Here is a 14,784-nt window from a genome sequence, read left to right on the forward strand (position 1 = left end):
CGCCGACGACCGAGGGCTCTGCACCGCGCGTCGGTGCAGGCCTGCCGCTCTTTGTCACACTGTGTGTTTGGGCGCATCCGCGCCACTGCGCTACAATCCTGCGCCTTTGCTGCCAGTCGGCTTTAATTCATTGATATCGGATTCCCGGAACCTCGGTTCTGTGCCGATCTGCCTGCGAGGTACCTCCATGGTGCACAGCATGACCGCCTTCGCCCGCGTCGAGAAAGCCGGCGTACAGGGCACCCTGAGCTGGGAACTGCGCTCGGTCAACAGCCGCTACCTGGAACCCCACCTGCGCCTGCCGGAATCCTTTCGCGACCTCGAGGGCGCTGTTCGTGAAGCCCTGCGCCAGGGAGTATCGCGGGGCAAGCTCGAATGCACCCTGCGCTTCACCGAAGAAAATACCGGCAAGGCGCTGCAAATCGATCAGGAGCGCGCCGCGCAACTGGTCGCCGCCGCCGAGACCATCGCCAGCCTGATCAAGAACCCGGCAGCGCTGAACCCGCTGGAAGTCCTGGCCTGGCCCGGCGTCCTGGTAGGCGACGCCACCGACCCGCAAGCCTTGAACGCCGAAGCGTTGGCACTGTTCAACCAGGGCCTCAAGGAACTGAAAGCCGGCCGCGAACGCGAAGGCGCGGAGCTGGCGCGGCTGATCAACGAGCGCCTGAGCTCCATCGAGGAAGACGTGGTGACCTTGCGCGAACTGGTCCCGCAAATGCTCGCCACCCAGCGCCAGAAAGTCCTCGACCGCTTCGCCGACATGAAGGCCGAGATGGATCCGCAGCGCCTGGAGCAGGAAATGGTCATGCTCGCGCAAAAAAGCGACGTCGCCGAAGAACTGGATCGCCTGAGCACTCACATCATCGAAGTTCGCCGGGTGCTCAAATCCGGCGGTGCCGCCGGTCGGCGCCTGGACTTCCTGATGCAGGAACTCAACCGCGAAGCCAATACACTGGGCTCCAAAGCCTTCGACCCGCGCAGCACCCAGGCTGCGGTCAACCTCAAGGTGTTGATCGAGCAGATGCGCGAACAAGTGCAGAACATTGAGTAAGGCTACCCCCGACATGACACACAGCACCGGCACCCTGTACATCATTTCCGCCCCTTCGGGTGCGGGCAAGAGCAGCCTGGTCAAGGCCCTGACCGATGCAAACCCGGAGATCCGCGTCTCGGTCTCCCACACTACCCGCGCCATGCGCCCCGGTGAAGTGAATGGCGTGAACTATCACTTCGTCGACCGCAGCGAGTTCGTGAAGATGATCGAACACGGGGATTTCCTCGAGCGCGCTGAAGTGTTCGGCAATCTCTACGGTACTTCGCAAAGCCACCTGCAGCAGACCCTGGACGAAGGCCACGACCTGATTCTGGAAATTGACTGGCAAGGTGCCGAGCAAGTGCGCAAGCTGATGCCTCAGGCCCGTTCGATCTTCATTCTGCCGCCGTCATTGCAGGCCCTGCACCAGCGCCTGACCAATCGCGGCCAGGACAGTGACGAAGTCATTGACGGCCGGATGCGCGAAGCCGTCAGCGAAATGAGCCATTACGTCGACTACGATTACCTGATCATCAACGACGATTTCGCCCACGCACTGCACGACCTGAAGGCGATTTTCCGCGCCAATCAGCTGATTCAGAAGCGTCAGCAGCAGCGTCACGGCAAATTGCTGGCCGAATTGCTCGGTTAATCAGCTCTTCCCAAAACCGCTGCAAGGGCTTTACATTGGCACTTGCAGCGCGTTGAAGGGCTTGGTCAAAAAATCAGCGCTTCCCTAAACGCTGGTGATTTTTTAAACTGTCGAGTCCGCTCGCCCATCCGGGCAGCGCGCATATTGCATTTGCTACGAGGAAGACCATGGCCCGCGTAACCGTTGAAGACTGCCTAGAACACGTGGATAACCGCTTTGAGCTGGTCATGCTCTCTACCAAGCGTGCCCGTCAACTGGCCACCGGCGGCAAAGAGCCGAAAGTAGCATGGGAAAACGACAAGCCTACCGTCGTCGCCCTGCGTGAAATCGCTGAAGGCCTGATCGACTACGCAGCTATCGCCGAAGCCGAAATCGTTGAAGATGAACCGCTTTTTGCTGCATTCGAGGACGAGTCCAACGAGGCCGTCTAAGCCTATGCCTGGTCGACGTAGCACGGCGCGGGATAAAAGCTTACGGCAGGAGACATCATGCCGAGCATAGACGCCCTCGCCGATCGCTTATCGGCCTACCTCGGCAAGGACCAGGTAAACCTGGTCCGCCGAGCGTATTTCTACGCCGAGCAAGCCCACGACGGCCAACGCCGCCGTAGCGGCGAGGCGTACGTCACGCACCCACTCGCGGTTGCGAATATTCTTGCCGACATGCACATGGACCATCAGAGCCTGATGGCCGCGATGCTGCATGACGTGATCGAAGACACCGGTATTGCCAAGGAAGCGCTGCAAGCGCAGTTCGGTGAAACCGTGGCCGAACTGGTCGACGGGGTCAGCAAACTGACCCAGATGAACTTCGAGACCAAGGCCGAAGCCCAAGCCGAAAACTTCCAGAAAATGGCCATGGCCATGGCCCGCGACATTCGCGTGATCCTGGTCAAGCTGGCCGACCGCCTGCACAACATGCGCACGCTGGAAGTGCTGTCCGGCGAAAAACGCCGGCGCATCGCCAAGGAAACCCTGGAAATCTATGCACCCATCGCCAACCGGCTGGGCATGCACGCCATCCGCATAGAGTTCGAAGACCTTGGCTTCAAGGCCATGCACCCGATGCGTTCCGCGCGGATCTACCAGGCGGTCAAACGCGCCCGGGGCAACCGCAAGGAAATCGTCAACAAGATCGAAGAATCCTTAAGCCACTGCCTGGCCATCGATGGCATCCAGGGCGAGGTCAGCGGTCGCCAGAAACACCTCTACGGCATCTACAAGAAAATGCGCGGCAAGCGTCGGGCCTTCAACGAGATCATGGACGTCTACGCGTTCCGGATCATCGTAGACAAGGTCGATACCTGCTACCGCGTGCTGGGTGCTGTACATAACTTATATAAACCACTGCCAGGGCGTTTCAAGGATTACATCGCGATCCCCAAGGCCAACGGCTATCAGTCGCTGCACACCACGCTGTTCGGCATGCACGGTGTTCCGATCGAGATCCAGATCCGCACCCGTGAAATGGAAGAGATGGCCAACAACGGCATCGCCGCCCATTGGCTGTACAAATCCAGCGGCGACGAGCAGCCCAAAGGCACCCATGCCCGCGCCCGCCAGTGGGTCAAGGGCGTGCTGGAGATGCAGCAACGCGCCGGCAACTCGCTGGAATTCATCGAAAGCGTGAAGATCGACCTGTTCCCGGACGAGGTCTACGTGTTCACGCCCAAAGGCCGGATCATGGAACTGCCCAAGGGCTCCACGGCGGTCGACTTCGCTTACGCGGTTCACACCGACGTGGGCAACAGCTGCATTGCCTGCCGGATCAATCGTCGTCTCGCGCCGCTGTCCGAACCGCTGCAAAGCGGCTCCACGGTCGAGATCGTCAGCGCTCCCGGCGCGCGGCCGAACCCGGCCTGGCTCAACTTCGTGGTCACCGGCAAGGCGCGCACGCACATTCGCCATGCCCTGAAACTGCAGCGCCGCTCCGAATCCATCAGCCTGGGCGAGCGCCTGCTGAACAAGGTCCTCAACGGCTTCGACAGCTCGCTGGAGAAAATCCCGGCCGAGCGCGTCAAGGCCATGCTCGTCGAGTACCGCCTGGAGCTGATCGAAGATTTGCTCGAAGACATCGGCCTGGGCAATCGCATGGCCTATGTGGTGGCCCGCCGGTTGCTGGGCGAAGGCGAGCAGCTACCCAGCCCTGAAGGCCCGCTGGCGATTCGCGGCACCGAAGGCCTGGTGCTCAGCTACGCCAAGTGTTGCACGCCGATCCCGGGCGACCCGATCGTCGGCCACCTGTCCGCCGGCAAAGGCATGGTCGTGCACCTGGACAACTGCCGCAACATCAGCGAAATCCGCCACAACCCGGAAAAATGCATCCAGCTCTCGTGGGCCAAGGATGTCACCGGCGAATTCAACGTCGAACTGCGCGTCGAGCTGGAACACCAGCGCGGCCTGATCGCCCTGTTGGCCAGCAGCGTCAACGCCGCCGACGGCAACATCGAGAAAATCAGCATGGACGAACGCGATGGTCGCATCAGCGTGGTCCAGTTGGTGGTCAGCGTACACGACCGTGTGCACCTGGCCCGCGTGATCAAGAAACTGCGCGCCCTGACCGGGGTGATTCGCATCACCCGCATGCGTGCATAGCTCGCAAACGTAGCCACCTCATTACAAGGAGTCATCAATGACCAAGACTGTTATCACCAGCGACAAGGCCCCGGCCGCCATCGGTACTTACTCCCAGGCGATCAAGGCTGGCAACACCGTTTACATGTCGGGTCAGATTCCCCTGGACCCAAAAACCATGGAGCTGGTCGAAGGCTTCGAAGCCCAGACCGTCCAGGTGTTCGAGAACCTCAAGGCCGTGGCTGAAGCTGCTGGCGGTTCGTTCAAGGACATCGTCAAGCTGAACATCTTCCTCACCGACCTGAGCCACTTCGCCAAGGTCAACGAGATCATGGGCAAGTACTTCGACCAGCCTTACCCTGCCCGCGCCGCCATCGGCGTAGCAGCCCTGCCAAAGGGTTCGCAGGTTGAAATGGATGCCATCCTGGTCATCGAGTAAAGCGTACGGCGCAGCCACGGGCTGCGCCGACTGCTCTGCTGTAAAAGAATGCTTGAAAGGATTCCACCCATGCGCAACGCGCTTGCTCTCTCGCTGCTCGCCCTGTTCCTGGGCGGATGTGCCAGCAACCCTGCCGACCGCGACATCAGCGGCACCTGGATCAACCAGGTGGCGATCGATGCTGCCGCCAAAGGCGTCCCCCTGCGTGAAGCGCTCCAGGCCTATGGCCCGAACCTGGAATGGGACATCAACACCAAGGCCGGTCAGGCCCGCTACACCAACGGTTTTGAAAATGTCGACGGCAAGCTGCTGGGTGAACAGTCCGGCGCCTGGAAAGTCGACTTTTATGGCAGCTCGGCCAGTGAGCTCAAGCGTGACGGCAAGCAACTGAGCCAGTCCGCCAGCGACAACGAGCCCGAGCAAGTCTTCGACCGCGTACAGATCCAGGTACCGGATGGCGCACCCATGGGCGCCAGCTTCGAACGTGCGCTGTATTCCGCCTACATGGGCGGCGGCTGGACAATCGTGAACGGCCCGGGCGAAGGCAACACGGTTCAATTCCAGGCCGACGGCCAGGTAACCGGCCTGCCAGGCAGCGACCGCTATGCGTTGTGCCTGGCCGGCGATTGCGCATCCATGAGTGGCGGCAATGACAACATGTGGCTGCAACTCAATGGCCAGGGCAACGCCTGGATCTTTGCGCGCAAGGGCAAGGAGCTGGAGATTTTCCAGACCGTGAACACGGCGCAGGCGGACGAGATGCCCTCGTTCACCCCGGGTGAGCGCAAGTGGCTGCTGGAAAAGCAATAAATCCCTGAAAAGATCGCAGCCTTCGGCAGCTCCTACAAAGGTTATATGTACACCTGTAGGAGCTGCTGCAGGCTGCGATCTTTTGCTATCAGCAGCGCCCCTCAAGAATCGCCGCATACCCCTCGCGGAAACTCGGGTACTTCGGCGTCCAGCCCAACGCTTTTGCCCGTGCATTGCTGCAGCGTTTGCTGCCGGTGCGACGCACGCTGTCGTCATCGGCCCACTCGGTCACACCCAGATACTCACGCAACCAGCCCACCACATCCGCCAGCGCTGCCGGCGCGTCATCGACGCCGATGTAGACATCATCCAGCGCTACGCCACGCCGATCCGCCTCAAGCAGGCATGCCATCAATCCCGCGGCGTCGTCGGCATGAATCCGATTGGCATACAACGGCGGATCGGTTACCACGCGATACCCCCGACGAACCTGTGTCAGCAGCCACTCACGGCCCGGACCATAAATGCCGGTCAGACGCACGATGCTCGCCGGAATGCCGCTTTTGAGGGCAAGTTGCTCGGCTTCGAGCATCACACGCCCGGAATAGCCCGCCGCCACGGCCGGTGAGGCCTCGTCGACCCATTCGCCGTTCTGCTGACCGTAGACACTGCTGCTGGACACGAACAGCAGGCGGTTGGGCACCTGCCCGTAGTCGTCCAGCCACTCCAGCACATGCTCCAGGCCCTGGACATACGCAGCGCGGTAACCGGCTTCGTCGTGATCGGTGGCCGCCGCGCAATACACCAGGTAATCCACGGCGCCGATTGGCCAAGTGTCCGGGCAGTCTTTGTTGAACAGGTCACCGGCCACGCCGATGACGCCCTTGGGCAGGCGTGAAACGTCGCGTCGCAGGCCATGGACCTCCCACCCCGCCGCCAGCAATTGTGTGGCCAGGCGGCTGCCGACATCACCGCAGCCGGCGATCAAAACAGTAGGCGCAGACATCAGAAAACTCCCATCGCAAAGCCACAGACTAGCGCCGGCAATAGACAGGCGGCTAGCAATGCAGGAAAAAAAGAGACGCTATTACTTTTGTTAACAAGAATTAATTGCAATAATGCCTCCCCACTTTTGTTCTCGGCCTTCGAGGCCTGGAAGAACATCACCCGTTTTTTCTCTCAGGTCCGGCCAGCATGACACGCAATCAATTCTCCGCTTCGCCAACCAAACGACCTCGCGCCTGGAGCGCAGTGGCCGCCCTGCTCCTCAGCCTGATGCTCGCGCCAGTCGCCGCTTTCGCCGATGCCCAGGCGCCAGCCACACCTGCCACCACCGCGCCGGCTCCGGCCGATCACGCCGCCCCGGCCGTAGCTCCGGTTGCGACCGATCCGGCCCTGGCCGCACCGGCAGAAACACTGGGTGAAGACGTCCCTGAAGTCCTCGAAGCCGACAACACCCTGGGCATGGCCCACGACCTGTCGCCATGGGGCATGTACAAGAATGCCGACATCATCGTGAAAATCGTGATGATCGGCCTGGCCATCGCCTCGATCATCACCTGGACTATCTGGATCGCCAAGGGGCTTGAGCTGATGGGCGCCAAGCGTCGTCTGCGCGGTGAAATCGCCCAACTGAAAAAATCCGCCTCCCTCAAGGAAGCCAGCGCTACCGCGGCGAAGGAAGGCACCCTGGCCAACCTGCTGGTACATGATGCTCTCGAAGAGATGCGCCTGTCGGTCAACAGCCGTGAGAAAGAAGGCATCAAGGAACGCGTCAGCTTCCGTCTTGAGCGCCTGGTCGCGGCCTGCGGTCGCAACATGAGCAGCGGCACCGGCGTGCTGGCCACCATCGGGTCCACCGCGCCGTTCGTCGGCCTGTTCGGCACCGTATGGGGCATCATGAACAGCTTCATCGGCATCGCCAAGACCCAGACCACCAACCTTGCCGTCGTCGCCCCCGGCATCGCCGAAGCCCTGCTGGCTACCGCGCTGGGCCTGGTTGCAGCGATCCCGGCGGTCGTGATCTACAACGTCTTTGCCCGCTCCATCGCCGGTTACAAGGCTCAGGTGTCCGACGCGTCGGCACAGGTCCTGCTGTTGGTCAGCCGCGACCTCGACCACCAGCCTGAGCGCAGCTCGCAACCGCACATGGTGAAAGTGGGGTAATCGGCCATGGGCCTGCATTTGAAAGAAGGGGCAGACGACGATCTGTCCGAAAACCACGAAATCAACGTAACGCCGTTCATCGACGTGATGTTGGTGCTGTTGATCATCTTCATGGTGGCGGCCCCGCTGGCCACCGTGGACATCAAGGTCGACCTGCCTGCGTCCACCGCCAAACCGGCGCCGCGGCCAGAGAAACCGGTGTTCCTCAGCGTCAAGGCTGACCAGCGCCTGTTCCTCGGTGAAGACGAAGTGAAGGCCGAAGCACTCGGTGCCACCCTCGACGCCAGGACCCAGGGCAAGAAAGACACGACAATCTTCTTCCAGGCCGACAAAGGCGTGGATTACGGCGACCTGATGAGCGTGATGGACAACCTGCGCTCTGCCGGTTACCTGAAGGTAGGTCTGGTCGGACTCGAGACGGCAGCCAAGAAATGATCACGACGCGCCATAAGCTGACGCGTTACAGCGGTAGCCTGGCCGTGGTGCTGGGCGTTCACGCGCTGGCCATCGCGCTGGCGCTGAACTGGTCCGCCCGCCCGCCCATTGAATTGCCCCCTCAGGCAATGATGGTCGAACTGGCGCCGGTTCCTGCCCCGCCACCGCCTGCTCCGCCGAAAGTCGTCACTCCGCCGCAGCCACCGGCTCCGGTTGAAGAATTGCCGATACCCAAGCTCGCTGAAGCACCGAAAGCTGAAATTGCCGTGCCCAAACCGGTCAAACCCAAGCCGAAGCCGCAACCGCCCAAGCCGGTAGAGAAGAAACCCGAGCCGCCGAAGGAAAAACCGGCCGAAGAAAAACCGGCCGAAACCCAGCAAACCCAGGCACCGACGGAGAAATCAGCCCAGCCTGCGCCGGGTCCGTCGCCTGCTCAAATGGCGGCCAAGGCCAGCTGGCAAGGCACGCTGTTGGCACACCTGCAGAAGTACAAGAAGTACCCTGCAAGTGCCCAGGCGCGGGGCAAGGAAGGCATGAACCGTCTGCGTTTCGTCGTGGATGCCGAAGGCAATGTGTTGTCGTTCGAGCTGGTAGGCGCCTCGGGCACTGCCGATCTGGACCGGGCCACCCTGGAAATGATCCGCCGCGCTCAACCGCTGCCCAAGCCACCGCCCGACATGTTGACCAATGGCTCCATCGAAATCGTTGCACCCTTTGTGTATTCGCTGGAAAAACGCCGGCGGTAGAAAGCAGCAGATCAAAAGATCGCAGCCTGCGGCAGCTCCTACAGGGATCACATTAACCCGTGTAGGAGTTGCCGCAGGCTGCGATCTTTTTTTGCCTTTCGCATTGCCCGGTGTCACTCGACGCACTCAGTCTGATAACGTGCGTCTATCGATTGCAGCCGGTATGCTTGGCCCGCAACTACATGGACGCTTGCTATGACCCTCACAGAATTGCGCTACATCGTTACCCTCGCCCAAGAGCAGCACTTCGGCCACGCGGCCGAGCGTTGCCACGTCAGCCAGCCGACCCTGTCGGTAGGCGTGAAAAAGCTTGAAGACGAACTCGGTGTGCTGATTTTCGAGCGCAGCAAAAGCGCCGTGCGCCTGACGCCGGTCGGCGAAGGCATCGTGGCCCAGGCCCAAAAGGTATTGGAACAGGCCCAAGGCATCCGCGAACTGGCCCAGGCCGGCAAGAACCAGCTGACCGCCCCACTCAAGGTCGGCGCGATCTACACCGTCGGTCCGTACCTGTTTCCGCACCTGATTCCACAACTGCACCGGGTCGCCCCGCAGATGCCGTTGTACATTGAAGAAAACTTCACCCACGTGCTGCGCGACAAACTGCGCAACGGCGAGCTCGACGCGATCATCATCGCCCTGCCGTTCAATGAAGCCGACGTGCTGACCCTGCAGCTCTACGACGAGCCGTTCTACGTGCTGATGCCGGCGCAGCACCCGTGGACACAAAAGGAATCCATCGACGCCAGCCTACTCAACGACAAGAGCCTGCTGCTGCTCGGCGAAGGCCACTGCTTCCGCGACCAGGTGCTGGAAGCCTGCCCGACCCTGACCAAAGGCAACGACGGCGCCAAGCACACCACGGTGGAATCCAGCTCCCTGGAAACCATTCGCCACATGGTCGCCTCGGGTCTCGGGATTTCGATCCTGCCGTTGTCGGCAGTCGACAGTCATCACTACGCCCCCGGCGTGATCGAGGTGCGTCCGTTGTCGGCACCCGTACCGTTCCGCACCGTGGCCATTGCCTGGCGCGCCAGCTTCCCGCGCCCGAAAGCGATTGAAATCCTCGCTGACTCCATTCGCCTGTGCTCGGTGGCCAAGCCAGCGGCGCAAGTCGCCGCGGGCTAAGCAACGGTCATGAGCGAGTTGTCGCAAGTGTCGGTGACGGCACTCAAGGGTGTCGGTGAAGCCATGGCCGAGAAACTGGCCAAGGTCGGCCTGGAAAACCTCCAGGACGTGTTGTTTCACCTGCCGTTACGCTATCAGGATCGCACCCGTGTCGTGCCGATCGGCGCACTGCGGCCCGGGCAAGATGCGGTCATCGAAGGCACCGTCAGCGGTGCCGATGTGGTCATGGGCCGGCGACGCAGCCTGGTGGTCCGGTTGCAGGATGGCACCGGGGGCTTGAGCCTGCGTTTCTATCATTTCAGTAACGCGCAAAAAGAAGGCCTGAAACGCGGCACGCGGATTCGCTGCTACGGCGAGGCGCGGCCCGGCGCTTCGGGGCTGGAGATCTACCACCCGGAATACCGCGCCATCACCGGCGACGAACCGCCGCCGGTGGATGAAACCCTGACCCCGGTCTACCCGCTCACCGAAGGCCTGACCCAACAGCGCTTGCGCCAGTTGTGCATGCAGACCCTCACCCTGCTCGGCCCCAGCAGCCTGCCCGACTGGCTGCCGAACGAACTGGCCCGCGATTACCAATTGGCGCCGCTGGCCGATGCGATCCGCTACCTGCACAACCCGCCCGCCGATGCCGACGTCGATGAACTGGCCCTCGGTCACCACTGGGCGCAGCACCGTCTGGCTTTCGAAGAACTGCTGACCCATCAGCTGTCGCAACAACGCCTGCGCGAAAGCATGCGCTCCCTGCGTGCACCCGCGATGCCCAAAGCCACGCAACTGCCGGCCAAGTACCTGGCCAACCTCGGCTTCAGCCCGACCGGCGCCCAACAACGGGTCGGCAACGAAATTGCCTACGACCTCAGCCAGCACGAACCGATGCTGCGGCTGATTCAGGGTGACGTAGGCGCAGGCAAAACCGTGGTCGCCGCCCTCGCCGCGCTCCAGGCTCTGGAGGCCGGTTATCAGGTCGCGCTGATGGCACCCACCGAAATTCTCGCCGAGCAGCACTTCATCACCTTCAAGCGCTGGCTTGAGCCGCTGGGCATTGAAGTCGCCTGGCTGGCCGGCAAGCTCAAGGGCAAGAACCGCGCAGCCGCGCTGGAGCAAATCGCCAGCGGCACGCCGATGGTGGTCGGCACCCACGCGCTGTTCCAGGACGAAGTGCAATTCAAGAACCTGGCGCTGGTGATCATCGACGAACAGCACCGTTTCGGCGTGCAGCAGCGTCTGGCCTTGCGGCAGAAAGGCGTCGGCGGACGCATGTGCCCGCACCAGTTGATCATGACTGCCACGCCGATTCCGCGCACGCTGGCCATGAGCGCCTACGCCGACCTCGACACCTCGATCCTCGACGAATTGCCGCCCGGCCGAACCCCGGTCAACACCGTGCTGATCACCGACACCCGGCGGGTCGAAGTCATCGAGCGGGTGCGCAGCGCTTGCGCCGAAGGGCGTCAGGCCTATTGGGTGTGCACGCTGATCGAAGAGTCGGAAGAGCTGACCTGCCAGGCCGCGGAAACCACGTACGAAGATCTCACCGCCGCCCTCGGCGAGTTGAAAGTCGGGCTGATCCACGGCCGCATGAAGCCTGCGGAAAAAGCTGCGGTGATGGCCGAGTTCAAGGCTGGTAACCTGCAATTGCTGGTCGCGACCACGGTGATCGAAGTCGGCGTGGACGTGCCCAACGCCAGCCTGATGATCATCGAGAACCCCGAGCGCCTGGGTCTGGCGCAATTGCACCAGTTGCGCGGCCGCGTCGGCCGGGGCAGCGCCGTCAGCCATTGCGTGCTGCTCTACCATCCGCCGCTGTCGCAGATCGGCCGCCAGCGCCTGGGCATCATGCGTGAAACCAACGATGGTTTCGTCATCGCCGAAAAGGATCTGGAACTGCGCGGCCCCGGCGAAATGCTCGGCACCCGGCAGACTGGCTTGCTTCAGTTCAAGGTCGCCGACCTGATGCGCGACGCCGATTTGCTGCCCGCCGTGCGAGATGCCGCTCAGGCATTGCTCGAGCGCTGGCCGACCCACGTCAGCCCGCTGCTCGACCGATGGCTGCGTCATGGCCAACAATACGGTCAAGTGTGACAACCGTCACGGTTTCTGAGGCGTGGTCCCAAGCAAGCTGGTTATACTCCTGCAATTGTTTAAGTATGGATACAGACCATGACCGAAGTTGCCTTCGCACCCGACACCCCGCACGCTCCGTCGGTTATTCGGCTGATGCTGGGCAAGTTGGGCATTGCCTACGAAGAGGTGCTTGACCGTCACGGCCTCAATGCCGCGCGCAAAGTGCAGGCCGTTCTGCTGGATGACAGCGTAGGCGTACTGATGGTGCTGTTCCCGCAGAGCCAATTGCTGGACCTCAATCGCCTGACCGAACTCACCGGTCGCCGCCTCGCCGCCGTACCCACCGAACGCCTGACAAAAATGCTCGGCAAGCACAACCTCAGCTTGCTGCCGGGCCTGCCGGCGCTGACCAGTTCACCGTGCCTGTACGACGAAAGCCTGCTGCGCGAGCCGAAGTTGCTGATCAACTCCGGTGAGCCGGGCGTGCTGCTGGAAATCACCAGCGAAGACTTCAAGGCGACCATGCTGACCAAGGCCAGCGCCGCCAACTTCGGCGAAAACCTGACCAGCATCCGTCCCAACCTCGACCGTCCCGATGACGACCGCGAGGAAATCACCCAGGCCGTCCAGGCGTTCACCGCGCGGCGCATCCAGCAGCGTCTGGAAGCGACCATCGAGATTCCGCCACTGGCCGAAACCGCACAAAAAATCATCAAGCTGCGCGTCGACCCCAACGCCACCATCGACGACATCACCGGCGTGGTCGAAACCGACCCGGCGCTGGCCGCACAAGTGGTGAGCTGGGCGGCATCGCCGTACTACGCCTCGCCGGGCAAGATCCGTTCGGTGGAAGACGCCATCGTGCGCGTGCTGGGCTTCGATCTGGTGATCAACCTGGCGCTGGGCCTGGCCCTGGGCAAAACCCTGAGCCTGCCCAAGGACCACCCGCAACACTCCACCCCGTACTGGCAGCAATCGATCTACACCGCCGCCGTCATCGAAGGCCTGACCCGCGCCATGCCCCGCGCCCAGCGTCCGGAAGCCGGCCTGACCTACCTGGCCGGCCTGCTGCACAACTTCGGCTACCTGCTGCTGGCCCACGTGTTCCCACCGCACTTCTCACTGATCTGCCGCCACCTGGAGGTCAACCCGCACCTGTGCCATAGCTTCGTGGAACAGCACCTGCTGGGCATCAGCCGGGAACAGATCGGCTCGTGGCTGATGCGCTACTGGGACATGCCTGAAGAACTGGCCACCGCCCTGCGCTTCCAACACGACCCGCATTACGACGGCGAATTCGCTGAGTACCCGAACCTGGTGTGCCTGTCGGTGCGCCTGCTGCGCAGCCGTGGCATCGGCTCCGGCCCCGACGAAGACATCCCCGACGCCCTGCTCGAACGCCTTGGCCTGAGCCGCGAAAAAGCCAACGACGTGGTCAGCAAAGTCCTCGAGGCCGAAGTGCTGCTGCGCGAACTGGCTTCGCAGTTCACCCAAGGCTGAAAACCAATCGCGAGCAGCCTCGCTCCCACATGGATCACCTGAATCCTGTGGGAGCGGGCTTGCCCGCGATGAATATCACTCGGTCTACCTGAAAGACCTCAAGCCTTGGGCTTGGCCTTCTTCGGCTTCAAATACTTGGTCAACCCCTGGAACCAGATCACCAGCGCCGGGTTGCCCTTGATCTGAATCGACTTGTCCTGAATCCCCGTCATGAACGCCAGCTGCTTGTTCTTCGCCTGCATCGTGGCAAAGCCGTACGCGGCGTCTTTAAAGGCAATCGCAAACGCAGGCTCGGCATGCACACCCGATTGGCTGGTGATGCGCTGGTCCTTCACGCGGAAATGCCGCGCCACTTTCCCGTCCAGGGTCTGCAGCTGAAACACCAGGTCCTTGTCACCCAACTGCTGCTGAAACGCCGGATTGGTCCGACTGGCCTTACCCATCAACAAACCCAGCATCCACAGCAGAAAACGAAATTTCATGCGCACAGCCTCAAGAGAAAAATGAACGGCTGGGGCAGTTTAACGGCTTCAGAGGATAACACCAGTATCCAGCTGCATTAGGAGAAGATCATTACCATTACCTGCACGATGACTACTAAGTCACAATTATCAGCACATCACTCCGGCCACTCCACACGCCACTTCTGCACCTGAAGAAACACATTCTGTAGGAGCTGCCGAAGGCTGCGAACTTTTGATCCCCCCACCCTGCAAACCTATCGGAAACTTCCTTCAAAATGCTGCGCTATGCATGAACTAGGCGAATTTTGGATTCATCGATAACCTCTGACCGTCACCGCCAAAAACGGCGACCGGATGTGCAAGTCCGAAATCGGGAGCAAAACTTCTTAACCAAGGATTTACACCAATGACTCCGCCACCCGACGCATCCGAAAACGAAGCCACATCCCCCTACGAATCCCTCGATTCCAAAAAACTCCACGAAGCCGCCGAACGCGCCCTCGATCACTATCTCGCCCCACCAAAACAAACAACAACGAAACGCAGCGGCCAACTCTTCAGTGTCTGCCCAGACATCAATACCGAAGCACTCCTGGCCAACGCCTCGGAAGATTTGCTGTCCATCAGCGCCATCGCCGCTGACCTGGCCGACGATGTAGACGGATCACGCCGCTCAGTAGCCCTGGCGATCAGTCGCGTGGCTGAGGGGGCGCATTTGCTGGTAGAGCGGGCGCTGGATCATCTGGATGAGCCGCAAATGGCGGCGATTCTCGCCAAGCAACAAAGCGGGTTCGGCTGATTCGCCACCCACAAAAAATGGGCACCCAACCCTGG

Annotated in this window: 15 protein-coding genes; 13 read left to right on the forward strand and 2 right to left on the reverse strand. The window is 61.5% G+C overall.

The features are described from left to right. Positions 1-187: 187 nt before the first annotated feature. The 6 genes from ACM6G4_RS09465 to ACM6G4_RS09490 all read left to right on the forward strand — a co-directional run bounded on the left by ACM6G4_RS09465 (position 188) and on the right by ACM6G4_RS09490 (position 5,507). Entirely contained in the window at positions 188-1,051 is an 864-nt protein-coding gene (locus tag ACM6G4_RS09465) for a YicC/YloC family endoribonuclease (protein ID WP_008047081.1), read from the forward strand. Between the two features lie 13 nt (positions 1,052-1,064). Beyond that, a complete protein-coding gene (gene gmk, locus ACM6G4_RS09470; RefSeq protein WP_046038947.1) occupies positions 1,065-1,685 on the forward strand; it encodes a guanylate kinase in 621 nt (206 codons plus the stop codon). Between the two features lie 167 nt (positions 1,686-1,852). Beyond that, positions 1,853-2,116 carry a DNA-directed RNA polymerase subunit omega gene (gene rpoZ / locus ACM6G4_RS09475; RefSeq protein WP_007921129.1) on the forward strand — a complete coding sequence of 88 codons (264 nt, stop codon included), beginning with the start codon at positions 1,853-1,855 and terminating at the stop codon, positions 2,114-2,116. Between the two features lie 57 nt (positions 2,117-2,173). Beyond that, positions 2,174-4,279, forward strand: coding sequence for a bifunctional GTP diphosphokinase/guanosine-3',5'-bis pyrophosphate 3'-pyrophosphohydrolase (spoT, locus tag ACM6G4_RS09480; protein ID WP_223541286.1), 2,106 nt, complete (start codon positions 2,174-2,176; stop codon positions 4,277-4,279). Positions 4,280-4,316: 37 nt separating this feature from the next. Next, entirely contained in the window at positions 4,317-4,697 is a 381-nt protein-coding gene (locus ACM6G4_RS09485; protein WP_003229509.1) for a RidA family protein, read from the forward strand. Between the two features lie 69 nt (positions 4,698-4,766). Next, positions 4,767-5,507, forward strand: coding sequence for a hypothetical protein (locus tag ACM6G4_RS09490; RefSeq protein ID WP_056726848.1), 741 nt, complete (start codon positions 4,767-4,769; stop codon positions 5,505-5,507). 88 nt (positions 5,508-5,595) lie between these two features. Here the strand turns inward: ACM6G4_RS09490 and ACM6G4_RS09495 are convergent, their stop codons facing one another. Beyond that, entirely contained in the window at positions 5,596-6,453 is an 858-nt protein-coding gene (locus ACM6G4_RS09495; protein ID WP_056726847.1) for an SDR family oxidoreductase, read from the reverse strand. A gap of 188 nt (positions 6,454-6,641) precedes the next feature. Here ACM6G4_RS09495 and exbB point away from each other — a divergent pair, with 188 nt between their 5' ends. The 6 genes from exbB (at position 6,642) to ACM6G4_RS09525 (ending at position 13,486) form a co-directional block, all read left to right on the forward strand. Continuing rightward, positions 6,642-7,613: a tonB-system energizer ExbB gene (gene exbB, locus ACM6G4_RS09500; protein WP_056726846.1), complete on the forward strand. Its 972-nt coding sequence runs from the start codon at positions 6,642-6,644 to the stop codon at positions 7,611-7,613. 6 nt (positions 7,614-7,619) lie between these two features. Continuing rightward, complete coding sequence (gene exbD, locus ACM6G4_RS09505) at positions 7,620-8,048, forward strand: TonB system transport protein ExbD (RefSeq protein ID WP_007975187.1); 429 nt, start codon at positions 7,620-7,622, stop codon at positions 8,046-8,048. Next, positions 8,045-8,794, forward strand: coding sequence for an energy transducer TonB (locus ACM6G4_RS09510; protein WP_056726845.1), 750 nt, complete (start codon positions 8,045-8,047; stop codon positions 8,792-8,794). Before exbD ends, ACM6G4_RS09510 begins: the two co-directional genes overlap by 4 nt. A gap of 195 nt (positions 8,795-8,989) precedes the next feature. After that, entirely contained in the window at positions 8,990-9,919 is a 930-nt protein-coding gene (locus ACM6G4_RS09515; protein ID WP_008047093.1) for a hydrogen peroxide-inducible genes activator, read from the forward strand. A gap of 9 nt (positions 9,920-9,928) precedes the next feature. Then, positions 9,929-12,004 carry an ATP-dependent DNA helicase RecG gene (gene recG, locus ACM6G4_RS09520; RefSeq protein WP_414913548.1) on the forward strand — a complete coding sequence of 692 codons (2,076 nt, stop codon included), beginning with the start codon at positions 9,929-9,931 and terminating at the stop codon, positions 12,002-12,004. 78 nt (positions 12,005-12,082) lie between these two features. After that, positions 12,083-13,486, forward strand: a complete 1,404-nt coding sequence (locus ACM6G4_RS09525; RefSeq protein ID WP_414913549.1) for an aminoacyl-tRNA deacylase and HDOD domain-containing protein — start codon at positions 12,083-12,085, stop codon at positions 13,484-13,486. Between the two features lie 98 nt (positions 13,487-13,584). On the opposite strand, the gene ACM6G4_RS09530 is transcribed toward ACM6G4_RS09525, so the two are convergent. Further along, on the reverse strand, positions 13,585-13,968 hold the full coding sequence (locus ACM6G4_RS09530; protein WP_008018281.1) for a hypothetical protein: 384 nt from the start codon (positions 13,966-13,968) through the stop codon (positions 13,585-13,587). Between the two features lie 388 nt (positions 13,969-14,356). On the opposite strand from ACM6G4_RS09530, the gene ACM6G4_RS09535 reads away from it, so the two are divergent. Beyond that, positions 14,357-14,749: a DUF6124 family protein gene (locus ACM6G4_RS09535; protein ID WP_414913550.1), complete on the forward strand. Its 393-nt coding sequence runs from the start codon at positions 14,357-14,359 to the stop codon at positions 14,747-14,749. The last annotated feature ends 35 nt before the right edge of the window (positions 14,750-14,784 follow it).

The organism is Pseudomonas sp. IT-P258 (assembly GCF_949767825.1).
GTDB lineage: Bacteria > Pseudomonadota > Gammaproteobacteria > Pseudomonadales > Pseudomonadaceae > Aquipseudomonas > Aquipseudomonas monachiensis.

Excerpts from the sequence above, each read along its gene's own strand:
- ACM6G4_RS09465 (WP_008047081.1), top strand. The coding sequence starts at position 188 with ATGGTGCACAGCATGACCGCCTTCGCCCGCGTCGAGAAAGCCGGCGTA.
- gmk (WP_046038947.1), top strand. The coding sequence starts at position 1,065 with ATGACACACAGCACCGGCACCCTGTACATCATTTCCGCCCCTTCGGGT.
- rpoZ (WP_007921129.1), top strand. The coding sequence starts at position 1,853 with ATGGCCCGCGTAACCGTTGAAGACTGCCTAGAACACGTGGATAACCGC.
- spoT (WP_223541286.1), top strand. The coding sequence starts at position 2,174 with ATGCCGAGCATAGACGCCCTCGCCGATCGCTTATCGGCCTACCTCGGC.
- ACM6G4_RS09485 (WP_003229509.1), top strand. The coding sequence starts at position 4,317 with ATGACCAAGACTGTTATCACCAGCGACAAGGCCCCGGCCGCCATCGGT.
- ACM6G4_RS09490 (WP_056726848.1), top strand. The coding sequence starts at position 4,767 with ATGCGCAACGCGCTTGCTCTCTCGCTGCTCGCCCTGTTCCTGGGCGGA.
- ACM6G4_RS09495 (WP_056726847.1), bottom strand. The coding sequence starts at position 6,453 with ATGTCTGCGCCTACTGTTTTGATCGCCGGCTGCGGTGATGTCGGCAGC.
- exbB (WP_056726846.1), top strand. The coding sequence starts at position 6,642 with ATGACACGCAATCAATTCTCCGCTTCGCCAACCAAACGACCTCGCGCC.
- exbD (WP_007975187.1), top strand. The coding sequence starts at position 7,620 with ATGGGCCTGCATTTGAAAGAAGGGGCAGACGACGATCTGTCCGAAAAC.
- ACM6G4_RS09510 (WP_056726845.1), top strand. The coding sequence starts at position 8,045 with ATGATCACGACGCGCCATAAGCTGACGCGTTACAGCGGTAGCCTGGCC.
- ACM6G4_RS09515 (WP_008047093.1), top strand. The coding sequence starts at position 8,990 with ATGACCCTCACAGAATTGCGCTACATCGTTACCCTCGCCCAAGAGCAG.
- recG (WP_414913548.1), top strand. The coding sequence starts at position 9,929 with ATGAGCGAGTTGTCGCAAGTGTCGGTGACGGCACTCAAGGGTGTCGGT.
- ACM6G4_RS09525 (WP_414913549.1), top strand. The coding sequence starts at position 12,083 with ATGACCGAAGTTGCCTTCGCACCCGACACCCCGCACGCTCCGTCGGTT.
- ACM6G4_RS09530 (WP_008018281.1), bottom strand. The coding sequence starts at position 13,968 with ATGAAATTTCGTTTTCTGCTGTGGATGCTGGGTTTGTTGATGGGTAAG.
- ACM6G4_RS09535 (WP_414913550.1), top strand. The coding sequence starts at position 14,357 with ATGACTCCGCCACCCGACGCATCCGAAAACGAAGCCACATCCCCCTAC.